General features: G+C 36.3%; 20 protein-coding genes. 13 read left to right on the forward strand and 7 right to left on the reverse strand.

The window, feature by feature from the left end:
• The first annotated feature begins 14 nt into the window (after positions 1-14).
• The 4 genes from NST60_RS16955 (at position 15) to NST60_RS16970 (ending at position 5,232) form a co-directional block, all read left to right on the forward strand.
• A complete protein-coding gene (locus tag NST60_RS16955; RefSeq protein ID WP_341099546.1) occupies positions 15-2,066 on the forward strand; it encodes a glycoside hydrolase family 65 in 2,052 nt (683 codons plus the stop codon).
• A gap of 26 nt (positions 2,067-2,092) precedes the next feature.
• Entirely contained in the window at positions 2,093-2,998 is a 906-nt protein-coding gene (locus NST60_RS16960) for a glycoside hydrolase family 43 protein (protein ID WP_341099548.1), read from the forward strand.
• Positions 2,999-3,247: 249 nt separating this feature from the next.
• Entirely contained in the window at positions 3,248-4,534 is a 1,287-nt protein-coding gene (locus tag NST60_RS16965) for a Gfo/Idh/MocA family protein (protein WP_341099551.1), read from the forward strand.
• Between the two features lie 59 nt (positions 4,535-4,593).
• On the forward strand, positions 4,594-5,232 hold the full coding sequence (locus NST60_RS16970) for a YesL family protein (protein WP_341099553.1): 639 nt from the start codon (positions 4,594-4,596) through the stop codon (positions 5,230-5,232).
• Between the two features lie 341 nt (positions 5,233-5,573).
• Here the strand turns inward: NST60_RS16970 and NST60_RS16975 are convergent, their stop codons facing one another.
• Positions 5,574-6,554, reverse strand: a complete 981-nt coding sequence (locus NST60_RS16975) for a LacI family DNA-binding transcriptional regulator (protein ID WP_341099555.1) — start codon at positions 6,552-6,554, stop codon at positions 5,574-5,576.
• Positions 6,555-6,770: 216 nt separating this feature from the next.
• On the opposite strand from NST60_RS16975, the gene NST60_RS16980 reads away from it, so the two are divergent.
• Positions 6,771-6,908, forward strand: coding sequence for an RAxF-45 family protein (locus NST60_RS16980; protein WP_341099557.1), 138 nt, complete (start codon positions 6,771-6,773; stop codon positions 6,906-6,908).
• 314 nt (positions 6,909-7,222) lie between these two features.
• Entirely contained in the window at positions 7,223-9,109 is a 1,887-nt protein-coding gene (gene abc-f, locus NST60_RS16985; protein ID WP_341099558.1) for a ribosomal protection-like ABC-F family protein, read from the forward strand.
• Between the two features lie 387 nt (positions 9,110-9,496).
• Here abc-f and NST60_RS16990 read toward each other — a convergent pair whose 3' ends face one another.
• A complete protein-coding gene (locus NST60_RS16990) occupies positions 9,497-10,198 on the reverse strand; it encodes a YoaK family protein (RefSeq protein ID WP_016202477.1) in 702 nt (233 codons plus the stop codon).
• Between the two features lie 512 nt (positions 10,199-10,710).
• Here NST60_RS16990 and NST60_RS16995 point away from each other — a divergent pair.
• Together NST60_RS16995 and NST60_RS17000 are read left to right on the forward strand one after the other, a co-directional pair.
• Positions 10,711-11,292, forward strand: coding sequence for a class D sortase (locus NST60_RS16995; protein ID WP_040343070.1), 582 nt, complete (start codon positions 10,711-10,713; stop codon positions 11,290-11,292).
• Positions 11,293-11,553: 261 nt separating this feature from the next.
• Positions 11,554-12,468 carry a hypothetical protein gene (locus NST60_RS17000; RefSeq protein WP_016202475.1) on the forward strand — a complete coding sequence of 305 codons (915 nt, stop codon included), beginning with the start codon at positions 11,554-11,556 and terminating at the stop codon, positions 12,466-12,468.
• Positions 12,469-12,537: 69 nt separating this feature from the next.
• Here the strand turns inward: NST60_RS17000 and hxlB are convergent, their stop codons facing one another.
• Both hxlB and hxlA read right to left on the reverse strand, forming a co-directional pair.
• The gene (hxlB, locus tag NST60_RS17005) at positions 12,538-13,095 is read right to left on the reverse strand and encodes a 6-phospho-3-hexuloisomerase (RefSeq protein ID WP_101729240.1); all 558 of its coding nucleotides are present in this window, start codon (positions 13,093-13,095) and stop codon (positions 12,538-12,540) included.
• 4 nt (positions 13,096-13,099) lie between these two features.
• The gene (hxlA, locus tag NST60_RS17010) at positions 13,100-13,732 is read right to left on the reverse strand and encodes a 3-hexulose-6-phosphate synthase (protein WP_101729239.1); all 633 of its coding nucleotides are present in this window, start codon (positions 13,730-13,732) and stop codon (positions 13,100-13,102) included.
• 174 nt (positions 13,733-13,906) lie between these two features.
• Between hxlA and NST60_RS17015 the strand changes: the two genes are divergently transcribed.
• The 3 genes from NST60_RS17015 (at position 13,907) to NST60_RS17025 (ending at position 17,590) form a co-directional block, all read left to right on the forward strand.
• Positions 13,907-14,266, forward strand: coding sequence for a winged helix-turn-helix transcriptional regulator (locus NST60_RS17015; protein WP_016202472.1), 360 nt, complete (start codon positions 13,907-13,909; stop codon positions 14,264-14,266).
• Positions 14,267-14,843: 577 nt separating this feature from the next.
• Complete coding sequence (locus NST60_RS17020) at positions 14,844-15,869, forward strand: LacI family DNA-binding transcriptional regulator (RefSeq protein WP_101729238.1); 1,026 nt, start codon at positions 14,844-14,846, stop codon at positions 15,867-15,869.
• 56 nt (positions 15,870-15,925) lie between these two features.
• Positions 15,926-17,590 (forward strand): glycoside hydrolase family 13 protein, encoded by a 1,665-nt coding sequence (locus tag NST60_RS17025; protein WP_101729237.1) that lies wholly within the window; start codon positions 15,926-15,928, stop codon positions 17,588-17,590.
• 634 nt (positions 17,591-18,224) lie between these two features.
• Here NST60_RS17025 and NST60_RS17030 read toward each other — a convergent pair.
• The gene (locus NST60_RS17030) at positions 18,225-18,626 is read right to left on the reverse strand and encodes a hotdog fold thioesterase (protein WP_016202468.1); all 402 of its coding nucleotides are present in this window, start codon (positions 18,624-18,626) and stop codon (positions 18,225-18,227) included.
• A gap of 209 nt (positions 18,627-18,835) precedes the next feature.
• Here NST60_RS17030 and NST60_RS17035 point away from each other — a divergent pair, with 209 nt between their 5' ends.
• Entirely contained in the window at positions 18,836-19,291 is a 456-nt protein-coding gene (locus tag NST60_RS17035) for a MarR family winged helix-turn-helix transcriptional regulator (RefSeq protein ID WP_341099561.1), read from the forward strand.
• 17 nt (positions 19,292-19,308) lie between these two features.
• Positions 19,309-22,434, forward strand: a complete 3,126-nt coding sequence (locus NST60_RS17040) for an MMPL family transporter (protein ID WP_341099562.1) — start codon at positions 19,309-19,311, stop codon at positions 22,432-22,434.
• A 167-nt stretch (positions 22,435-22,601) separates the two neighbouring features.
• Here NST60_RS17040 and NST60_RS17045 read toward each other — a convergent pair whose 3' ends face one another.
• Entirely contained in the window at positions 22,602-23,831 is a 1,230-nt protein-coding gene (locus NST60_RS17045; RefSeq protein ID WP_100525939.1) for an IS110 family transposase, read from the reverse strand.
• A 328-nt stretch (positions 23,832-24,159) separates the two neighbouring features.
• Positions 24,160-25,551, reverse strand: a complete 1,392-nt coding sequence (locus NST60_RS17050) for an amino acid permease (RefSeq protein ID WP_016202465.1) — start codon at positions 25,549-25,551, stop codon at positions 24,160-24,162.
• Positions 25,552-25,620 lie beyond the last annotated feature (69 nt).

Genomic DNA, 25,620 nt, shown 5'->3' on the forward strand with positions numbered 1-25,620 from the left:
GAGGTGCTATTCATATGATTAATCGCAAGGCTGTGGTAACAAGGCATCATCCTAAATATAAACGAGTAGAAAACCTAGCGCCATTATCCGTTGGGAATGGCCACTTTGCCTTTTCGGCAGATATTACAGGGCTGCAATCATTCCCGAAAGAATATCAGGTACCACTTGGAACACAATCTGAATGGGGATGGCATTCCACAAGAGGAAGAAATTTGTATAGAAAAGAACAACTTACTCAACAAAAGCTAGATACATATGGTCGAGAAGTTGCATATCCAATATATCCCAATGGGGAAGAGGAAGAAGCGTATCATTGGCTGAGACAGAATCCACATCGTGTTCATCTTGGTATTATAGGCTTTCGTTTATTAAAGGAAGATAACCAGGAAGCAAAGCTAAATGATATTTACAACATTGACCAGGAGCTAAACATTTGGGAAGGGACTTTATCAAGTACCTTTTATTTAGAAAATAAACCCGTCTCCGTTGTCACGGTATGTCATCCTGAATCGGATGAAATTGGTGTTCATATATGTTCGCCTCTTATTTCACTTAGTCAATTACAAATAACCTTGTCTTTTCCTTCTCCAGAAATGACATCGGTGAAATGGGAAGAATCTATTTTTCCAAACGCGTATTCCCTAAATCAAATAGAGATGCGGAGGCAAACCGATTCCTCTGTTTTTCTCCATAGACAGATGGACGAAGATAGTTATGAAGTAGGGTGGGCATGGTCTGGTGGGCAAATAATCAAAGATAGCAACGAGCGATTTGTTCTTATTCCTGATAATAAGACAGAAGAATTTACATTTTCTTTGAGCTTTGCAGAGCAAACACCTATCAATCATTCCTATGAAACAATCCTTTTTGCTAGTAAGAATCACTGGGAAAAGTTTTGGAATAGCGGTGGGGCAATTGATTTTTCTGGAAGTACGGATTCGAGAGCACATGAGCTGGAACGTAGAGTAGTGTTATCTCAATTTCTAACTGAGATTCATGATAGTGGAACTGCACCCCCACAGGAAACTGGTTACATGTATAATAGCTGGTTCGGAAAGTTTCATTTGGAAATGCATTGGTGGCATGTCGCACATTTTCCATTATGGGGACGTGAATCAATTGTGGAAAGAGCCATGGATTGGTATGTATCACATCTTCCTATTGCGAAAGACCTAGCCCGAGAGCAAGGCTATAAAGGGGCAAGATGGCCAAAAATGATTGGAGTGGATGGTAAACAAAGCCCATCACCAATTGCACCTCTTTTGATTTGGCAGCAACCACATCCAATCGCCTTAGCTGAATTATGTTTTCAAGCGAAACCAAAGAAAGAGCTATTATTAAGCTGGGAAAAGATTATCGTAGAAACAGCTGACTTTATGGCATCTTTTGTAGTATGGGATGACAAAAGAAATGCGTATGTTTTAGGACCTCCACTAATTCCAGCACAGGAATGTCATGATCCTGCGATAAGTTTAAATCCACCATATGAATTGGAGTATTGGAAGTATGGGTTAGAAGTTGCCAGTGAGTGGATGGAGCGTTTAGGAAAAAAAGCAAATCCTAAATGGCTTGAAGTGGCGGGAATGCTCGCAAAACCACCTCAAGCAAATGGAGTATATTTAGCGCATGAAAATTGTGTGGATACCTTTAAACAGTTTAATCACGATCATCCTTCCATGGTAGCAGCACTTGGAATACTAGAAGGAACCTTAATTGATCCTGTAGTAATGAAACAAACACTAGAGTGTGTAGAAAAAGAATGGCAATGGGAAACCGCATGGGGATGGGACTTTCCTATGTGTGCAATGACAGCTGCACGCCTTGGTGATAGTGAAAAAGCAGTTAATTTTCTTTTAATGGATCAAGTGAAAAATACGTATTTACCAAATGGGCATAACTATCAAAATAGCAGTTTATCTTGTTATTTACCGGGAAATGGTGGGCTATTAACTGCTGTAGCCATGATGGCATGCGGCTGGCGTGGAAATGAAGAACAACATATAAAAGGTTTTCCGCAAGATGGAACATGGCAAGTAAAGTGGGAAGGGTTACATCCTATTTTATAAGGTTACTTAGATTGGTGGGAAATAGAATGGTAAAAACAAAAGATATCCAAATTCGTGATCCGTATATATTTCCAGATCAAAAGACAGGAAATTATTATTTATATGGCAGTACAGACAAAAATATTTGGGGGAAAGGAACAGGATTTGATGTTTATGTGAGCCCTGATTTAAATAATTGGGAAGGACCTTTTCCAGTTTTTCGTCCAGAGGAAGACTTTTATTCGGAAGAAAATTTTTGGGCACCAGAAGTACATGAGTATAAAGGACATTATTATATGTTTGCAACCTTTCTTCGAAAAGATAATGGTTGCAGAGGAACAGGTGTCCTCGTATCGGATCAGCTTACTGGTCCGTTCAAACCGCATAGTACTTCACCGTTAACACCTGAAAATTGGTATTCATTAGATGGAACATTATTTATCGCTGAGGATGGAAAACCCTGGTTGGTGTTCTGCCATGAATGGGTTCAGGTAAGTGACGGGCAGATTTGCGCCGTGCAGCTTCAAGATAATTTAATGGATGTGATTGGAGATCCTATCATTCTATTCCATGCTTCGGAAGCAAGATGGCCCACTTCCTTTCAACACAAGAGGTTTCCTGGTCAAAATAATTATGTGACAGATGGTCCGTTTGTGTTTACACTTCCTAATGGAGAATTAGGAATGTTATGGGCGAGTTTTATCAATAATGTCTATGCACAAGGAGTTTCTTGGTCTCGGACTGGTAACATCCAAGGTCCATGGGAACATGATTCAGAAGCAATCTATCAAAATAATGGTGGTCATGGTATGATTTTTCGAACCTTTGAGGGATCTTTTAAATTAACATTACATGCTCCAAATGACACACCAAATGAACGCCCATTGTTCTTAGATATAGCAATAGATAGTGATGGAAGAATCCAAGTGATGGGTAAGAGTGAGTCTAATTAATATAGAAGGTTGTTTATAATAGGCTGTTAAAAATATTGTTATTAACTCAAAAAATAATAGAAAGAACTACTGAGCAGCCTGAATCCACGAAGACTGCTGTGGAAGTTGCGAGACAGTTAAGACCTCACAGACGAAGCCGAGGAGGCTTATGTGTAGCCCCACGGAAAGCGAAGTGTATTCAGGTTGCGGGGATAATTGTAAAAATACTTTGAGGCTTACAATAAAAGGTTAAATGGAGGAGGATGAACCATGACTAAAAAAACATATGCATTAGTAGGAACTGGAGGCAGAGCAGAGTTTTTTTATGGAGCAATTGCACGTGATTTTAGAGAAACAGCTGATTTAGTAGGCTTTTGTGATATGAATCAAACTAGAATGAATTATGCCAATCATTTATTAAAAACGAAGTACGATTATAAAGATGTTCCAACATATAAAGCAGATCAATTTGAACAAATGCTGAAAGAGCTAAAACCAGATTATTGTATCGTTACAACGATGGATCGGACGCATCATACATATATCATAAAGGCAATGGAATTGGGTTGTGATGTAATCACAGAAAAGCCATTGACGATTGATGAAGAAAAAGCTCAATCAATTTTAGATGCGGTTGAACGCACAAACAGAAAACTTCGTGTAACATTTAACTATCGCTATGCCCCACATAATACAAAAATAAGAGAGTTAATTGAAGATGGTGTAATTGGGGATGTACATGCGGTGCATTTTGAATGGCTCCTTAATACCGAGCATGGAGCTGATTATTTTAGAAGATGGCATCGAGACAAACGAAATAGTGGTGGTTTACTTGTTCATAAATCAACTCATCATTTTGATCTTGTAAATTTCTGGTTGCAGTCTTACCCAGACACTGTTTTAGCAATGGGTGACCTAATGTTTTACGGAAGAGAAAATGCCGAGAAGAGAGGAAAAACGCAGTTTTATCAAAGAGCTTACGGAAGTGAGTACGCAAAATCAGATCATTTTGCCTTGCATTTAGAGAAAAATGAACATTTAAAGGAAATGTATTTGCATGCCGAAAAAGAAGATGGCTATCAGCGAGACCAAAGCGTATTTGGTGATGGAATTAGCACAGAAGATACTTTAGGGCTAATTGCTAAGTTTAAAAATAAAGCAATTCTTACTTATTCCTTACATGCTTACGCACCTTGGGAGGGCTTCAACGTTGTCTTTAATGGAACAAAAGGCAGAATTGAAGTCAAAGTCGTGGAAAAGTCATATGTTAATTCCGGTGGCAATAAAGAAGAGGAAGGTGCACTATCCACTATGAGCATTACGGTTCATCCAATGCTAGGTAAGCCTTATGAAGTGGAGATAGAAACAGGAGAAGGTGGCCATGGAGGTGGAGATCCAGTATTACTTCGGGATATATTTGGTGAGCCAGTAGAGGATCGATTTAATCGAGCAGCCACCCATATTGACGGTGTGAAATCTATCTTAACAGGAATTGCAGGGAATATTTCCATTAAAACAGGAATACCTGTGAAATTAGATGCCTTAGTGAAATTTTAGCAATAAATTAATATAGAATATAGTGATAGCTTTTGGATGTGAAGGGGGATGAAAAACAAGTGAGCGGATTTGCAAATAGTATCTATCGTGGATCAGATATAATTATGAAATTAGCCTATTTAAATCTTTTATGGATTGCTTTTTCGCTGTTAGGTGGCATTATTTTAGGAGTGTTGCCTGCTACAGTGGCACTTTTTACCATTGTAAGGAAATGGATAATGGGAGATAAGGAGATTTCTATCTTTCAAACGTTTTGGCAATGTTATAAGAGTGATTTTGTCACCATAAATGTCATTGGCCTTGTATTAGGAATAATCGGCTTTATATTAGCTGTAGATATATATTATTTTAGTACCATAAATTCGCTCCTCTCTAAAAGCATCCTAATCCTTTTTGGTGTTTTAGGTCTCTTTTACTTAATCACTATTTTATATCTGTTTCCGACTTATGTTCATTTCGAGCTCAAAGGCTTTCAATATGTGAAATATGCGCTAATTTTAGGAATAACTAATATTGTTGGGACTATACTAATCGTTTTAGGCTGTGTCGCTGTTACCTTTGTATATATCAAACTTCCGGCAACTTTATTATTTTTTAGTATGAGTGTTATGGGAGTAATTGTCATGTGGCCCGCATATCGAGGATTTATAAGGGTAAATAATCAGGGGCAAATGGATTTAGTGAAAACAAATAAATAGTATCTTTCTAGATAAGTAAAAACGAGGAGATTTCAGTCTCCTCGTCAGACTGTAGACAAACTCCTGAATTTTAGATATAGAGGTTTGTCTATAGTATATTTATTAGTCCCTTTGAATAGGGATGTTGCTTTTCGCTCCATGGGTTCGCTTTCCGTGGGGCTCGCGCTTAGCCGCGGTCTGCTTACAGCCTGCAGGGTCTAAGCTGTCTCGCTAATCCCACAGGAGTCTCACCCCTTCCACTCCAAGCAACGCATGAAAATTCAATGTAAGTTTCTAAAAATCTTTTTGTCGACAAACTGACGAGGAGATTTCATTCTCCTCGTTTTTACTTGGGGAATTATTCAATATGGAGGAGACGTACATGAAGTAGTTATTCTTAATTCCGGTTCAAGATAAATGGTAGTTTCTATTTCTTCCCCATTTATAACATTCATTAGTACCTCGATTATCTTATCACTAATTTTGTCTAATGGTACCCCTACTGTCGATAATGGAGTATCGAAACGTTCTAGTGCTGAAATATTATCATAACTAATAATAGAAATATCATTAGGGATTGATAGCTTTTTTTCATTAATGGCTTGCAGGGCACCTCGAGCAAGATCATGACTGCCAGTGAGAATAACAGTTGGTAGTTTAGTAGAAGCTAGTAATTGTTTGGTAGCCTCATAGCCATCGTATTGGTCAAAATCTTGTACCTTCACTATTTGAGCTGGAAAGGCTGGTAATCCTAATTCGGAAATAGCTTGTTTAAAACCTTTTACTTTTTCTTTCTGTAGCTCTTCATTTTCTACTTCCCCAATATAGCTAATGTAACGATGCCCAATTTTGTGAAGGTATTGTACAGCGGTGTAAGTAGCTTTTTGACGATTCACATCAATGATTGGATAAGTCGTTTTTGTGTTTGCTAGTCCATAGGTGATAATGGGAACATCTGATGTAAAGGAATCGATTGATTGACTGGAATCAAATGCTAAAATGGCATCCACTTGATAACGATTAAAGATTTTTAAAGCTGACTCTACTTCATTAATGGAGATTAATGTCGTATAAGATAGCTGCTCAAGTTGTTTGTTGATGGTTGTAATAAGAGTAGAAAGAACGGTTTGCTCTATCGTTGGCCAAACAACTCCAATTGCAAAGGATTTTTTTGATACAAGACTTCTAGCGGCAACGTTTGGCTGGTAGCCTAATTCATTGGCAACTGCTTTAATGCGATCTTTCGTAGGTTTTTTTACTAATGGACTATCACGAAGTGCCTTTGATACTGTAGAATAACTTACACCAGCAGTTTTAGCTATATCTTTAATGGTGACACTCATCTTCATTCCTCCGATTCACCAAAGTGAATAAAATAACAACGTTGTTATTTTATTATAGCTATTATTTATTCTTTTAACAAGAGTGTTAGCTCAATGTCACAAAAAATATAAATATTGCATGATTCGAATATTACTGATTTTTCTTTTTTTTTCTTGTGTGATAGATCTGAAAAAGATATAATAAAAATAACTAATAAAGAAAAGAGGTGGGGAAGGATGTTAAGTTCAACTGTTTTAGTGCAAGGTTATATGATGGAAAGTCTTTATATTAACCGTGCAAAATTTGCGATGGTAGTTGTTAACGGGATAACTATGCCCTTTTTTAAACAACTAAATAGCAAACTAAAACAGTGAAAACATCTCTTACCCACATCTATATGGACGGTTAAAGGAGTGCATTTTCATGCGCTCCTTTTTAAATGGCTTAAATGAAGGGAATAGTCATTTTTTATAGAAGGAAGTCGTGTATGCTTATGCAAAAGCATCTTTCTAATTGTACATTTAGAGGTATTTATATTTGATGAAAAAGTGAACGAACTTTTCTAAAGAATAATGTGCCATGGAGAACTTGTTTTCCCATGGCTTTTTTGTGTTGTTTTTTGTGGAGACAAAATCGTCCATTACAGACGGAGGGGAAAAGAGATAATCATAATAAAAGGAGCGGTAATATGATTATTTGCAGTGTAAATAATATAGGGAAAATGTACGGAGGAAGTTCCATTTTTGAAGATATTTCGTTAGAAATCAAAGAAAAAGAAAAAGTTGGATTAGTTGGTAGAAATGGAAGTGGAAAAACAACATTATTTCGGCTTCTAGCGGGAAAGGAAACTCCTGATTCAGGACAAATTCATTGGAAAAAAGGACTGAAAATTGGATATTTAGAGCAAATACCTGACTTTGAGCAATCATTAAAGGTTAAGGAAGTTTTAAAAAGGGCCTTTTCAAGTCTCGTTACTTTAGAGGAAAAGATGCAGCAAATAGAACAAGAAATGGCAAGAGACAATACCCTAGAGCAATTACAGCTATTAATAGATGAGTATGGTAAATTGCAGGAATTTTTTACGAATGCTGGAGGATATGAAATAGATGCAAAGATTGAAAAGATTGTTAACGGCTTAACTATCCAGCATTTAGTTACAAAAGAGTATGGAGCATTGAGTGGCGGAGAAAAAACAAAGATTGGTCTAGCAATGATTCTTCTTAAGGAACCTGATTTTCTTTTGCTGGATGAACCAACGAACCATTTGGATTTAATGGCAGTAGAATGGCTTGGGAAATATCTTAAGGAATATGATGGCACAATTTTAGTCGTTTCCCATGATCGCTATTTTTTAGATGAGGTTATCGGGAAAGTCATTGATTTAGAAGATGGGGAAGTAATTACCTATTATTCTAATTTCACCAATTATACGAAGGAAAAGGAAGAAAGACTCTTAAGAGAATTTCAGGCATATGAAGAACAGCAAAAGAAAATCAAAAAAATGAGGGAAGCAATTAAACGCCTTCGCGAGTGGGCAAATCGGGCAAACCCACCTAATGAAGGACTTCATAAACGTGCAAGAAATATGGAGCGTGCGATAGAGAGAATGGAGAAGTTATCTCGTCCTATTCTTAATAGGAAAAAAATGAATTTTGAAATGGAATCAAGTGAGCGAAGCGGGAAGGATGTTATTCAGCTTCGCAATGTATCTAAAAGCTTCGGAGAACAACTCTTATTTAATGATGTGCATATGCGGATTAGCTATAGAGATAGAGCTGCAATCATTGGAGAGAATGGGTCGGGGAAATCAACCTTATTAAAGATGATTCTTCAACAGCTGGAAGCAGATGAAGGAGAGATTAGGATAGGAAGCAATGTGAAAATCGGTTATCTTTCTCAGCATGTATTGGCAGAAATGGAAGGAGAAACAGTGATTGAAGCATTTCGCAATGAAGTGCAGGTGACAGAGGGAGCGGCGAGGCATATCCTAGCACAATTTCTGTTTTACGGACATTCCGTTTTCAAAAAAGTCTCCAATTTAAGTGGTGGAGAGAGAATGAGGCTTCGTTTGGCACAGCTTATGCATCAAGAGATAAATCTGTTGATCCTCGATGAGCCAACGAATCATTTAGATATTGATTCTCGTGAAGTATTAGAAGAGGCACTAGAGGATTTTGATGGTACTATACTTGCAGTTTCCCATGACCGTTATTTTCTAAATAAGCTTTTTCAAAAGATTTATTGGATTGAATCCCAAGGCCTGCACTATTTTGAAGGGAATTATACGTATGCCCGAGAAAAATCTAAGGAAATGCAACGGATAAAGGGGAAAGTAATCACTACTGCAAAATCAAAAAAGGAAATGCCGGTGGTTTCGAAAGACCAAAAGAGAGAAGTAACATTTAAGCAAACCTATTGGGAAAAAGAGTTAGATGTATTAGAAAAACAGATAACAGAATTAGAAACAAGAATGAAAAAGGAGTCAGAATGGGGTAAATTGGAGCAGTTATTTTCTGAGAAGGAAGAGCTCGAGAGAAAGTGGGAGGAACTATATGGACGAATAAATGAAAAGTAAAAAGAAGTTGGGACATAACTAAATAGATATGCTGTAAAGACGAACAATCTCTAATTTAGCTAGTAAATGTGGCTGCTTTTGCACACTTTTTACAAGAGGAAATATGATTAGTTGGTTAAACGGAGCAGCCGGAATACACGAAGACTCCTGTGGGATTAGCGAGACAGTCTGAGACCCCGGAGGCGAAGCTGAGGAGGCTCAGCGCGAGCCCCATGGAAAGCGAAGTGTATTCCGGCTGCGGGTAATCGCACTAAACTTCATGGGAACATCCTTTAAAAAAACAAATAAAAAACCAAACAATTATACGGAACTTTCATTAGTAGCTTCGTATAATTGTTCGGATTTATCCTTGGCTGGAATACTTATGTCCCAGCCCCTTTTATTTCATTATGATACACAACGTTTGCGTATATAACCTTTGTCTTTATGATAGAGGGCTAGTGCGATAATTAAGATGAAGGCAGATACCCATATGGCTTTATTGCCAAATTGTGTTGTAGTAAATGTGCCTAATAGTGCTCCAAATAAAAAAGAGCCGATAATAATGGAAAACTCTTTAAATTGAATCTTTGCTTCTTGACTTTGCTTTGTAAATGCAGCATAAGCAGCTTGAGTAGCAGTCCGTAAATTTCCAGTAGTCATGGTCGAATTATACGCCCATTTATCAAGCTTATTAAAGGTAGATATTTGTAATGATGACACAAAAGATATGCTAGTTGTAACAATAATATTCGGTACAGATGTTGGCAAGAAGCCGACAATAATTAAGACAATACACTCTAGAATAAGGATGGAACGTCGGTAGCTATGCAAGATTTCCCTAATGGAAGGAATTTTTACAATTTCTGAAACTAAAACTCCTAATATAAAAGCAATGAGTGGAGGAATAAAGATAAGCGATTCCTTCCATTCACCAGTTGCCGCATTGACCGCGAATAACACGATATTCCCTGTTTGTGCATTAGCGAATACCCCGTCTCTGCTTATAAATGTATATGCATCTAAAAAACCGCCAACCATCCCTAATAAAGCTGCTAAGAATACGGAGTTGGAAGATAAAGAAGGGATCGGTTTAATTTTATCAATCATATATATTACTCTCCTTGCAGGATAATTCTTTCCTGAATAAGTGCTAGGAAAACATAACTATCTTAACATAAATAACTTCATGATAATTTGAACAAAAACCGAATTTTTAAATTAGCTGTTAGAATAGCTTTTCCTCTTTTTTCTACTAATAGTGAAGTTTCCTTAAGGAAACTTCTTTTCAGAATAACGAAATATCTCCATTCCATTAATTAAATTTACAAAAAGATAGTGTGGATTTTACATTAGTCAGTTATTTTTATATAGTACCTTGCTTCTATTAAAGGGGTAATAGAGCAGAAGAAACAAAAAGGAATACAGAAACTCTTGATAAAAAAAAAGAAGAATCTTTGCCTAACAACAAAGATACGGTAAAACAGTCAGAGCTTGGAAAAGGAAATCTATTGTCAAATACTGCGACAATGACTTACAATTTAATCATAGCAGGATTGTTATTGTTCAATATAGGAATTATGGCTTTTTATACAAATAATAGAAGAAAGGCATAAGATAATATGAAGTGGACTAAATGGTTATCTCTTCTACTTATAGTAGGAGGAGTGCTTTTTATTGGTTATGGTGTTTGGAATATCATGGACACGAAAGCACAAACGGAAAATTCTTTATCAGAAGCTAAGGCGGCCATAAACAACAAGGAAAATGAAAAATGGGTGGATAAAGAAAGTGAACGATTTGTACCACCCATTGGCGATGCAGTAGGACTATTAGAAATTGAGAAGATCGATGGAGTGTTACCAATTGTAGAAGGTACCGACCCAGATGATCTTGAAAAAGGAGTCGGCCATTATAAAGGCAGTTTCTATCCCGATGAAAATGGACAAATTGTCTTATCCGGTCATCGAGATACGGTCTTTAGGAGAGCAGGAGAATTAGAAATCGGGGACGAGCTGAAAATTATTTTACCTTATGGTGAATTCTCTTATCAAATCACTTCGACTAAAATAGTAGAAGCAGATGACCGATCGATAATTACATTAGATGATTCAAAAGAAGAACTTATACTAACGACATGTTATCCTTTCCGATTTGTAGGAAATGCTCCACAGCGTTATATTATTTATGCAAAAAGAATGTAAAGAGCTAAAAATAAAGATCGATTATTGTAAAAATCAACTGAAATGTCACAAATAGTATTTATTGGTGCATCACTCATTATTAGTGATGTACCTTTTTTTATATCGCGAACTATCTTTGTAACCTTTCGAATAATAATCAGTGTTGCTAAATATTAAAAAAATGTAAAGATGGAAATTTATATAATGAAAATCGTAATAGTAATAACCAAGGTAAATAACTTTATTTAATTTTTTGTTTTTAATAGGAAGGGGAGAAGTTGGATGGCATGGTTACTTTTACTTGCGGTTATTATTATTTGGTTTATTCTATTTTTACGCAAAAAACTCATCTTTAAATTTAGTGTATCTCCTAAAGTATTAGAGATAAAGCCACTTAAAGGATTAAAAAAATTAAATGATAATCTAGAACGCTCCCTTACAAGAAGTTACATGGAAAATGTAGAAGAGAGAGTAAGGAGAGAGAATAGATTAAAAGAAAATGAATATGAATGGCGTTTGCTTGATTTAAAACGTTATTTTGTTTTAACATCCGTTCTAAAAGAGTCACCAATGTTTAGTAAGAAAGTCGATGAATTATGGCATCAAATGCTCATGTTCACTCGTGAATACGATGATTTTTCCAGGAAATATCTTGGCACTACCCTACATCACAGCCCTAATGTCAAGGTAGAGTCTAATTCCGATTTGCGAGGATTCTTTGATTGGGTTTATGCAGAGCTTTTTCTTATACGAAGAGAGAATATCTATTTGTATAATGGTTTTTTCCGGCATCCTGTCCATCCAATTATTATTGAGGACTTTAAAAATTTATCAGAAGATGAACTGATTAACCTATATTTTAAAAGTGATACGAAATATCCAAATACGGTACTTGCACTTATCGCATCCATGAAAAAAACAGTAAAAAAGGTAAGAGATTATCAAAAAAGCGTTATCTATGACAGAATGAAAAAAAGCAAAAGCGAACAAAAATTCAACTCCATGCTAGTTCCTTTTTTGTCCGTTTCTTATTTTCATTATGAGGAATTTTCAAGTTATATGAGCAGTAGTAATGGTAATTCGTCAAGCTGCACAAGCTGTGGATCTGGATCAGTTTCCTCTTGTAATTCTTGTTCGTCCGATAACTCTTGCGCATCAGGTAGCTCCTGTTCTAGCTGTGGTGGGGGTTCTGATTAAAAAGGTAAAAGGGATAGAGAAAGCATATAGAAAATGCTTTTATCTATCCTTTTATTATATGAAAAAATATTATTCTAAATTAGCGTGCTTTCCATACATCTTATTGGAATCTAGTTCTTTTATGTCCATATATTTTAAGATCACACTATCCAAGACAATTAGGAGTAACTGCTCGAATAAGGAACCCATTGGTTGAATGCTTTTTGCTTCTTCCTTTCCTCTATCTTTTGGAGAACCAGGCAATTTAATAACTTGATCAGCTAATTTTCCAACAGTAGAATCAGGAGAAATAGTAAGAGCTGTAATCCTCCCACCGATGTTTTTTGCTTTTTCCACTATGGTAAGAATACTTCGTGTTTCTCCAGAACCTGTTCCTACGATAAGAAGATCGCCCTTTTCATAGGTTGCAGTAACCGTTTCTCCTACCACATAAGCGTCAATTCCCATATGCATCATTCGCATCGCAAATGCTTTAAGCATAAATCCAGAACGTCCAGCTCCATAGACGAAAACTTTTTTTGAATGAAGAATATGCTCAACTAGCATTTCTAAATCCTCATTTGCAATAAGTGATCCAGCTTGAGATATTTCGAGAATAACTTGGTCCAGATAATTGCTTGTTTTCATAGTCTTATCCTTGAGCAATTAGTTCTTTAAATTTAGAAGCAGCTTCACTTAGATTTTTTTGGCTAGTAATTCCTCCACCAACAATAACTAAATCAGGTTGTGCAGCAATAACTTCAGCTAATGTTTCTAATTTAATTCCACCAGCTACAGCAGTTTTTGCATTTTTTACAACGCTTTTAATTGCTTTTAAATCTTCAAAAGAGTTTTTGCCAACAGCTTGTAAATCATAGCCAGTATGAACGCAAATGTAATCAACACCGAATTCATCAAGTTGTTGCGCACGTGCTTTAATATCTTTAACAGCGATCATATCTACAAGAATTTCTTTGCCAAGTTTCTTTGCCTCTGCAACAGCGCCTTTAATGGATTCATCTTCTGCAGCAGCTAAAATTGTGACAATATCTGCACCAGCATTAACAGCTTGGCTTACTTCGTATCCAGCTGCATCCATAATTTTCAAGTCCGCTAAAATAGACACGTTAGGAAACGCTTCTTTTACTTGCTTTACAGCATGAAGTCCTTCGTTTATTACAACAGGAGTTCCAATTTCAACGATATCAACGTATTGTTCAACCTGTGAAACAACCTCAATTGCTTGTGGGATATTAACTAAATCTAATGCTAATTGTAATTTCATTTTGATTTGCTCCTTTTCTTTTTAAGTTTTGTATGGCACTTAGATGTTTTTGAAATATGGTTAATTTCTGTACAATCGTCATTATACGTTTTATAATCCTTTTAAGTAAGTACGCACTTTATTTTTATATAGTGTTAAAAAGTATACTTAGTATCTTTTGAAGGGGGTTTTTTGTTGGAACGAATGGCAGGCAAGGAATTTAATTGTGAGAAAGAACTGACCTTAAGCATAATAGGCGGAAAATGGAAAATGCTTATTCTCTGGCATTTGGGAAAGGAAGGAACAAAGCGATTTGGAGAATTGAAAGCTTTGATACCTGGGATAACACAACGTATGCTTGTGAATCAATTGCGCGAATTAGAAAATGATTATATTGTAAAAAGAGTTGTCTACCCTGTTGTCCCACCAAAAGTGGAATACTCCTTAACAAAGGAAGGGGAATCTCTCATGCCTATATTAGATGCTATGTATAGCTGGGGAAAAAACTATATGGATACAGTACTAGAGAATCCTCCTGTGATAAAGGAACTGTAATCATGGAAGAAACGATGAGGATGGGACATAACTAAATAGATACTCTGTAAAGACGAACAATTTCTAATATAGCTAGTAAATAGCGGCTGCTTTCGCATACTTTTTACAAGAGGAAATATAATTAGTTGGAAAAACAGAGCAGCCGGAATACACGAAGACTCCTATGGGATTAGCGAGACAGTCTGAGACCCTGCAGGCCACAGGCCGAAGCGGCTCAGCGCGAGCCCCATGGAAAGCGAAGTGTATTCCGGCTGCGGGGAATCGCACCAAACTTCATGGAAACATCCTTTGAAAAACAAATAAAAGCCCGAACAATTATACGGAACATTCATTAGCATCTTCGTATAATTGTTCGGAATTATCCTTGGCTGGAATACTTATGTCCCAGCCTCAATATTTAACCTTAGATTTCTTGTTCCTCAAGTTTAATTTATTATTGATATTAACTTTTTCCTATGGTATATTCTACATATGTTAGTGCAATCGTTTGCATGAAAAGGTGTATAAATATATAATTTTTTTGATAGTAAATGATAGCGTTTACCATAATAGTGCTAAAAATGATGGAGGTGCAAATATGGTAGTAACCATTAAAGATGTTGGTAAATTAGCAAATGTTTCTCCCTCCACAGTTTCAAGAGTACTTGCAAATCATCCTAAAATTAGTGATGAAACAAAGCGCAAAGTTCGAGAAGCAATGGAGGAACTAGGATATCATCCGAACCTACAAGCAAGAAGTTTAGTTGTAAAGAGCACGAAAACCATTGGTATTGTTATGCCACATTCAACGGAAAGAGTGTTAGAAAACCCGTTCTTTCCAGAAGTACTAAGAGGAATTAGTCTAGAGGCAAGAAAAAGCAAGTTTGGGATTTATTTGACAACTGGGGCATCTGAAGAGGAAATACTGCAAGAAGTAGTCGAGATGGTACAGGGAAAAAGAGTAGATGGAATTATTCTTTTATATAGTAAAACCAATGATCAGATTATGGATTATCTGTTACACAATAAATTTCCGTTTACGGTCATAGGTAGACCGTATCAAAATGCTGAAAGAATTACATTTGTTGACAATGATAATGTGTTTATTACAAAACAAATTACCGAGCATTTAATCCAATTAGGCCACAAAGAAATTGCTTTTATTGGCGCAAATATGGAAATGGTTTTTACAATTGACCGTTTGAAAGGTTTTAAACAAGCATTGAAGGAAAATGGAATTGCCTATCAAAAGGAACTGATTATTTATGACAAGGAGCTAGCTGGCCGAACAAAAGAAAAGCTTACTGAGATATTGAATTTAGAGAATCGGCCGACAGCACTTGTTGTCTCTGACGATTTTATAGCTATAAAGTTAATTAGCTATGCCGAGGAACTATCTATATCTATTCCAGAAAATTTGTCCATAGTAGCGTTTAATAATATTTCAACAGGGAAGTATATGAAGCCATCGTTGACAAGTGTTGATATTAATATTTTTCAGCTTGGTGTCGAAGCTACAAAATGCTTACTAGATGATATAAAGTATCCAAATTCGGTAACGAAGCGAATTACAGTGCCGGCGAAAATGGTGGAAAGAAACTCTTGTTGTAAAGCGGCGGAGTAATACAAGCCTTAAAGTGGTAATAAAACAGAAACTAGATATAGAAAGGGAGAAAAGTTTTGACACAAAAGTGGTGGAAAGAAGCAGTAGCATATCAGATTTATCCTAGAAGTTTCATGGATTCAAATGGAGATGGAATTGGGGATTTAAAAGGGATTATTACAAAATTAGATTATTTAAAAGAACTAGGTATTGATTGTATTTGGATTTGTCCAATGTATAAATCGCCAAATGATGATAATGGCTATGATATTAGTGACTATCAAGATATTATGGATGAGTTTGGAACGATGGAAGATTTTGATTTGCTTCTTTATGAAGTGCATCAACGAGGAATGAAATTAATTATCGATTTGGTTATTAATCATACAAGTGATGAACATAAGTGGTTTTTAGAATCACGTTCTTCCCTTAATAATCCAAAAAGAGATTGGTATATTTGGAGCGATGGTGTCGATGGAAAAGAGCCTAATAACTGGGAGAGCATATTTGGAGGCTCTGCATGGAAATTAGACGAGACAACGGGACAGTATTTTATGCATATTTTTTCTACGAGACAACCTGATTTAAATTGGGAAAATGAAGAAGTAAGAAAAGCGTTATACGACATGATTAATTGGTGGTTAGACAAAGGGATTGACGGATTCCGAATTGATGCTATTAGTCATATTAAAAAAGAAGCAGGATTTAAGGATATGGATAATCCTTTAGGGTTAGACTACGTTCCTTCCTTTGATAAACATATGAATGTAGAGGGAATTCAACCATTTTTAGAAGAATTAAAGAATGAAACATTTGCGAAGTACGACATTATGACAGTTGGAGAAGCAAATGGAGTAAAGGTTGAAGAAGCAGAGCTATGGGTTGGAGAAACTAAAGGGAAATTTAATATGGTTTTCCAATTTGAGCATTTGGATTTATGGGATAATGAAAAAAATTATGGCGTAGACGTCATGGAGCTAAAACAAGTTTTAAATAAATGGCAGAAAGGTTTAGAAAACAAAGGATGGAATGCTTTGTTTATCGAAAACCATGATAAAGCTAGATCTGTCTCCACATGGGGAAATGACAAGGAATATTGGAAAGAAAGTGCCAAGGCTTTAGGAATGATGTATTTCTTTATGCAGGGAACTCCATTCATTTATCAAGGACAAGAAATTGGCATGACGAATGTTCAATTTCCAACGATCGAGGAATATGATGATGTAGCAACGAAAAATCTTTATAAACTGAAACGTGAAGAAGGCGTCAGCCATAAAGATATAATGGAGATAATTTGGTCCACTAGCCGTGATAATTCCAGAACACCGATGCAATGGTCGAGTGAGGAATATGCCGGATTCTCTAAACACACACCTTGGATGGGAATCAATCCAAATTATTTAGATATAAATGTAGAAAGCCAAAAGAAAGATACGGATTCTATCTATCATTTTTATAAGAAAATGATTGAGTTGAAAAAATCAGGTCCAATTTTGACATATGGAACATTTGATTTAGTTGATGAAGATAATAAACAGGTTTTTGCTTATACTCGTACCTTGGATGATAAAAAGATGGTGATCATTACTAACCTATCAGCAGAAGAGGCAGTATTTGAAAATCGTGTCGTTGAGTTAGAGCATGAAAATTTACTGTTAGCGAACTATCCAGTAGAAGAACATGAGCCAACTACATCGATTTCCTTAAAACCATACGAAGCAAGATTATATATTTGCAAGTAATATTTAGTTTAATGGCAAAAGTGTATCTAAAAGTCAGATTAACTGGCATTTTAGATGCACTTATTTGTGTGTTAAGTGAAATTAATCAGTAAATTGCGTGGGATTAAAGCTTAATAGTGGAGATATCAGCCAAAAAAGAAATAAATCAGCCAAAGCGAACAGGATATCAGCCAAAAAGGAAATAAATCGGCCAATGCAAGCGGGATATCAGCCAAAAAGGAAATAAATCAGCCAAAGCGAGCAGGATATCAGCCAAAAAGGAAATAAATCAGCCAAAGCGAGCAGGATATCAGCCAAAAAGGAAATAAATCAGCCAACGCGAGCAGGATATCAGCTAAAAAAGAAATAAATCAGCCAAAGCGAGCAGGATATCAGCCAAAAAAGAAATAAATCAGCCAAAGCAAGCGGGATATCAGCTAAAAAAGAAATAAATCAGCCAAAGCGAGCAGGATATCAGCCAAAAACCAAATAAATCAGCCAACGCGAGCGAGATATCAGCCAAAAACCAAATAAATCAGCCAACGCGAGCGAGATATCAGCCAAAAACCAAATAAATCAGCCAACGCGAACAGAATATCAGCCAAAAACCAAATAAATCAGCCAATGTGAACAGGATATCAGCCAAACTAACGAATCACTTTTCTAAACAAATTACCGACATCGTACAACGTGAGATGCAAATTAGTTCCTCTTTCTCATTCACTATTTTTATCTCGTAAACCATGCTAGATTTTCCTTGATGTATAACTGAAGCAGTTGCAGTCACAATACCTTCTTTTACCGACCGAATATGGTTTGCGTTTATTTCTTGCCCAAAGACTACTTGTTTTTGCCCATCAATGAGGCTTGCTGCTCCAACGCTAGCAGCTGTTTCTGCTAAAGCTACTGAAGCTCCGCCATGTAGGTATCCAAAGGGCTGTTTTGTTTTTTCATCAACTGGCATTGACGCAATACACACCCCATTTTTTTGAACTTCCACTATTTTGATTCCTAGGCTTTCCATAAGCGTATTTTTCATTGAAATGTTTGGAAACATAATCTTATTCTCCGTTCATTTTTTTCCTTATTATAGCATAGCCAATCTTTAAAGATAGGTGCTATTGCTACAACCATTTCCTTCGCTAAGAGATAAAGGAAAATCCTATCCATTCTTATCTTTTTGGAATGAAATTTTTTTGTTGACATAAAAATAGCAATAAAGTTAAAATGTTTAATAGTTAAACTCTTTAACTAAAAAGACAAGAGGTGACCGTTATTAATCGAACAGATATAGATCTAATCATCGACCGATATGTCAGTATAAATTTTTCGGTTAATCGTAAATTTGATCAGTTAATTAGGAAGGAAATAGGAGATGTTCTTACAACAGAACAGCATTTTACAATGCGTCATATAAACAATGTGGGAGTATGCACATCTTCAGAACTTTCGATCGTCTTCGGTGTGAAGAAAAGCGCCATTACCCCCATTATCAACCGCCTAGTTGAAAAGGGATGGGTAGAAAGAACAAGGGATGAAAAAGATAGACGTGTAATTTATTTAACTTTAACATCAGCAGGAAAAATAATTTTTGGCGAAATGGAGAAAAAAATCCAAAGTGTGATTGAATCTGTCATCTCAAAATTTGAGCATGTTGAAATCCAAAATTTCTTAGATACTTTTGCTAAATTAGATAGACTCATAGAAGAAAATAAGGAATAGAAGTTGGAGGGAATAAAGTGAATGCTATTTTAAAAGGAAAATGGTTTATTCTTGGAGCATGGATTATAGCGATAGTCGGTTTATTTATCATAGCTCCAAATATGGGAGATCTAGTTAAGGAAAAAGGGCAGATTACGATACCTGATGAATATTCCTCTTCCGAAGCTGGAAAAATTCTAGATGAAATCCAGAACCAGAAAAATGTAGGAGAACAGTCAACGGTAGCACTAGTCTTTCATAATGAGAAGAAGTTGACTGATAAAGATATAGCGGAAGCGAAAAAAGCGGTTGAGGCATTAGAAGCTAATAAGGAAGAGTTAGGGATTACCGATATTCTTTCGTCATTTAAAGATGAAGATTTAAAAGATCAATTAGTTTCAGATGATGGAAAAACGATTCTAACTTCATTAACCATCAGTTGGAATGACCGAGAAGCAGATGAGGTAAGTGACGCATTATATAAAACGATTGAGAAATATGACGTAGATCACTATTATACGAGCAATTGGATGATCGATCAGGATTTAGTAAATAGTTCACAAGAAGGATTAAAGAAAACAGAAGGGATAACAGTTGTCTTTATTCTTGCAGTATTGTTAATTGTTTTTAGATCGGTAATTGCCCCATTCATTCCATTAATTACAGTAGGGCTTACGTACTTAGCATCCCAATCTATTGTGTCTATTCTAGTGGATCAATTCAATTTCCCGATTTCCACTTATACACAAATATTCTTAGTTGCTGTTCTCTTTGGGATAGGGACGGACTATTGTATTCTTTTATTAAGTAGATTTAAAGAGGAAATGATGCATAGAGAAAGTATTTGGGAGTCGGTAGTAGAAACGTATAAAAACGCAGGAAGAACAGTCTTTTTCAGTGGTGTTGCTGTAATGATTGGCTTTGCTGCTATTGGATTTTCGAAATTTGTGCTTTACCAATCTGCTTCTGCAGTAGCGGTTGGGGTAGCTATTTTATTAATTGCTTTATTTACAGTAGTGCCAATTTTCATGCTGCTATTAGGCAATAAATTATTCTGGCCATCAAAAGGGTCAGCAGAACACGGGGATAGCAAGATCTGGGAAATGGCAGGTAATTTCTCGTTAAAAAGACCGTTGTTATCCTTATTAGTTGTTGCGTGTATCTGTGTACCATTCCTAGTGACATATGACGGGGACCTTTCATTTAATTCTTTAGAAGAAATTAGTGATGATTATCCGTCTATTAAAGCATTTAATGCGATTGCTGACAGTTTTGGTCCAGGGGAATCGATGGCAACAACTGTGATCATTAAAAATGATGATGAATTAGACACAATCGAATATTTAGCGTTAGCAGACTCGATTACAAATGAACTAGCTAAAGTAGATTTAGTCGATAAAGTTCGTTCTGTAACAAGACCAATGGGAGAATCGATTGAAGATCTTTATATTTCTAACCAAGCTAAGACATTGGAAGAAGGTTTGGGGCAAGGAAAAGAAGGAATTGATCAAATAAGCGATGGTCTTCACAGTGCAGGAGATGAGCTGCAAAAGTCAGAACCACAGTTAAATGAAGCGGCTGATGGAATTAATGGACTCATTAAAGGAACAAATGATGTGAAATCTGGATTGGGAGAAATTCAAACCAATCTGGAGAAAATTGAACAAGGTATCCGCCAAGGCTCTGCGGGTTCTGATCAAATAAAAACGGGATTACAAGAAGCAAAATCAGGGGCAGAAGCATTATTAGCTGCACATAAAGATTTGCAGAATGGTTATAATCAGATGGAAACTAATCTTTCAACTATTCTAGGGGGATATGAGGAAATTAGTTTAGGTATAAAGAATTTTTCAGAAAAACTAAATCTAATTCAAAACAGTACCTTTGACATTTTAGAAAGTAATCATGCTGGATTAGCTAAGGATCCCGTATATAATGGTATAAAAGAAGGTTACCTAGGAGCACAGCAGCAATTACCTGTAATTAGTGCTGGGATAGATAAATTGAATAAAGGATTAGCCGAATTACAAACTGGAATGAGTAAAGCAAATGCCGGCTATGCAGAAATCCTAAAAAATCAAAGCAATATTTCGACTGGACTACAGCAATTAATTGATGGTATCGACCAACAGCAAAAAGGGTTAGACCAATTAGCAGATGGTCAAGGTCAAATTGTTAGCAATATGCCTAAATTAACGAACGGATTAAGCAGTATTAATGATGGGCAAAAACAATTATTAGATGGATTTAGTGATATTGGCGGACAGCTTGGTCAATTAACAGATGGACTTACACAAAGTGCAGATGGATTAGATCAAGTTTCCGATGGGCTCGGTTCAGCAACTGATTATTTATCAGGTTTATCAAAGAATGAAACAAATAGTTTCTATATTCCAGAAGAAGTATTAACAAGTGATGAATTTAAAGGAGCATTAGATACGTATCTATCTCCAAATCGCAAAATCATGACGTTTGATGTGATATTCGCTGAAAATCCTTATTCAAATGAAGCAATCGATCAAATTGATACGATAAAGGATAGCGTCGATCGAGTGACAAAAGGAACGAAGTTAGAAAACGCAGCGATTGCTATTTCGGGAATTACAAGTACGAATGCCGATCTTCAGGCGATGTCAAATGCTGATTACACCAATACCGTTATTTGGATGATGATCGGAATTTCGATTGTACTAATCTTTTTATTCCGCTCCATCATTATGCCAGCTTATATTATTGGATCATTGATTTTAACTTTCTACACAGCGCTTGGAATAAATGAAGCTATTTATGTCAATATGCTTGGTTATACAGGAATCAGCTGGGCAGTCCCATTTTTTGGCTTTGTTATTCTAGTAGCTTTAGGGGTAGATTATAGCATTTTCCTTATGGATCGCTTTAATGAATATAAGGACTTAACGATAAAAGATGCAATGTTAGAAGCAATGAGGAAGATGGGAACTGTTATTATATCAGCAGCGATCATTTTAGGTGGAACATTCGCGGCGATGATGCCTTCGGGAATGCTCTCATTATTGCAAATAGCTAGTATTGTATTGGTTGGATTATTCTTATATGCATTTATCATTTTGCCATTGCTTATTCCTGTACTTGTAAAGAACTTCGGAGAAGCAAATTGGTGGCCATTTAAACGAGTAAAAGATTAATTAAGAAAGAGGAAGACCACTAGGTTATGAACCTTATGGTCTTCCTCTTTTTATTTGACTGTTTGTATGAAAACTCTTTAGGTAAAAGGCAACACTAAGCTGAACCTTCTAAATTTGAACTTTTTTAAAAGGCTAGGAATGATTAAATATAGTGCTTTTGTTATTCATTAAGCAATTTGTTCATTAGTGGGTTCAATACGATACCCTTTCCTTTTTAAGTATTGAATCATTTTTTGTTCTTTACTTTGTTCGAGATCAACATAATCAGGGCCTAGTTCCTGATATGGTTGCCTTGTTTTTAAAATATTGTAAGCAATTGTTAGGATTAAATGAGCGGAAGCGATCCGTGCTTTCGATTTTCCTTGTCGTTTCATAATTCTTTTTCTATGTGCAGATATGCGATTATACTGTCTATCTGTAGCCATGGAACATTCAACAGCGGTGGTTCTTAATGATTTGTTTCCGTACTGAGTTTTACCTGTTTTTTTTTTACCGGCACTCTCATAATTTCCTGGACTCACTCCAGCCCATGAGGCTAGATGTTTAGAACTTTTAAATACTGACATGTCTACACCCATTTCAGCTATAAAGATTGCGGATGCATTTTTATCCACACCCGGTATGGTATCTAGTAGTTCGCACTCCTCTTGATAAGGAATAAGCGCTTGGTCTATGCGTTCAACTACTTTTTCGATTGTTTCATCGATGTGATTGATATGGTCCCAATGGAAACGTAACATATCAATATGATGTTTACGTATTCCACCGTTAAGGGCTTCTGCAATATCTGTTGTGCTCGCCTTAACTCTTGAATCAACCATTTGTTGAAGTTCAAACACACCTATTTTTTCGCCGTTTATTAGGGCTTCAATAATGCGACAACCAGTGACACCAAAAATGTCAGATAAAACAGAAGTTAGTTTAATATTTGCATCCTGTAGAATTTTGTGGATTCGATTGCGCTCAGAAGTTCGTGTATGGATGAGTTTTTTACGATACCGGGTTAAATCTCGCAAATCACGAATTTCTTTGGGCGGTACAAAATTTTTTTCAATTAGTCCAGAACGCAAAAGTTTAGCTAACCACTCCGCATCTTTTACGTCTGTTTTCCTTCCGGGAACATTTTTAACATGTTGGGCATTGGCGAGGATTAATTGGAAGTCACATTCTATAACATTCCAAACGGGCTTCCAATATACACCGGTACTTTCCATTACAGCATCCGTTATTTTGTGTGAGGATAGCCAGTCGCTAAGTGCCAAAAGGCCACTTGTGGTTGTTGGAAAGGTTTGAATCTCTTTATTTGGTTTTTTATCTAATGAACCAAATAAAACACAAGCAACTACTGTTTCTTGGTGTACATCTAGGCCTGCACACCGTTCAATCATAGCTTCCATATAATCACCTCAAAGATTTTTAATACAATACAAGCGACAGAAGTCATCATACAAAATTTTTGTATTCGTGTTTATAAACACATTAGACGGTTCTTTTAAACTGTCACAACCAGTTTTTCTAACGGGGTATCAACTTGTATTGATCCACCAAACAGTCTTCGGACTGGTCGTATTGTACTATTAATTATGGTCAGGTGTTAAGTGGTTTAGACTTTCTATCATGGGATAGGAGCAAGTTTTCATGATAGACGGTGGCGGCGGGTAACGCCGCCATGAGAGTTTTTCTAAAATGTTTTTTTAAAATGGAAAATAGCCTTTTATTGAAGCGTTAATGAATTGATTTTTCGCTGGAGTCATTTAATTTACTATGCTTATAACCATATGCAATATAAATAATTAAGCCGATAGCTAGCCAAATGACGAATCCTTTCCAAGTAAAGCTGCTTAATTGAAGCATTAAATAAACGCAGAAAATAACAGCTAGTGCCGGGATAAATGGTACGAAAGGTGTTTTAAATCCGCGTTGCAGGTCTGGTTGTGTATAACGTAATACAACGACACCGAGTGAAACCATTGTAAACGCAAATAATGTACCGATATTGGTTAGCTCTGCTAATCGATCAAGTGGCACAAAACCTGCAAATATCGCTACTAAAGCAGAGGTTATCCATGTGCTAACAATCGGAACTTGCGTTTTCTTACTAACCTTTTGCATAGATTTTGGAAGTAAACCGTCTCTACTAATAGCGTAGAAAAGGCGAGTTTGTCCAAACATCATTACCATTAGGACAGTCGTTATCCCGATAATGGCACCAAGAGAAACAAATCCGGCTACCCAATTTTGATTAATAAAGCTGAGCGCAAAGGCAACTGGATCCTTTACATTTAATTGATCATAAGGAACAATTCCCGTTAATATAAGGGAAACGATAATATAAAGTACCGTACATATCGTTAAAGCAGAAATAATCCCGATAGGAAGATTTCTTTGTGGATTTTTTACTTCTTCTGCGGCAGTGGAAACAGCATCAAAGCCGAAATAAGCGAAAACGACAACAGCAGCCCCTGTTGTAACACCAGAGAAACCATATGGTGTAAAAGGTACCCAGTTATCAGGCTTAACATACCAAACGCCAACAAATATAAATAGTAATACCACTGCAAGTTTAATAAATACCATAATGATATTCCATTTAGAGGATTCTTGAATTCCTCTCGATAATAAAAGAGTAATGATAAAGACGATAATAATGGCTGGGACATCGACAAATGTTCCGTTAGCTGGGTTAAAAGCGCTTGTCATAAAGGTAGGTAAGTGAATACCAAACCCTGATAATAGGCTTTGAAAATAACCGGACCAGCCACTTGCAACAGCTGCAGAAGCAAGTCCATATTCTAATACTAAATCCCATCCCAAAATCCAGGCGATGACTTCTCCAAATGCTACATAGCTATAGGTATAGGCACTACCGGACTGTGGAATCATTGAAGCAAACTCAGAATAGCATAAAGCAGCAAAAGTACAGGCAAGACCTGCTATTATAAATGAAAGAATAAGAGCAGGTCCCGCATATTTAGCGGCAGCAACACCTGTCAATACGAAGATACCAGTACCAACAATTGCACCGACCCCTAACATTGTTAAATCAAATGCTCCAAGAACACGATTTAGCGACGTGTTAGTGTTTGCAGTTACTGTCTTTTTTCTAAAGATATTCATGTAAACCTCCTGTTGAAAAAATATTGCGAAAGTTCCCTAAAAATGTCGACTGAATGAAAACGACTTTCC

The sequence above is a fragment of the Niallia sp. FSL W8-1348 genome (genome assembly GCF_038006745.1).
Taxonomy (GTDB): Bacteria; Bacillota; Bacilli; order Bacillales; family Cytobacillaceae; genus Niallia; species Niallia alba.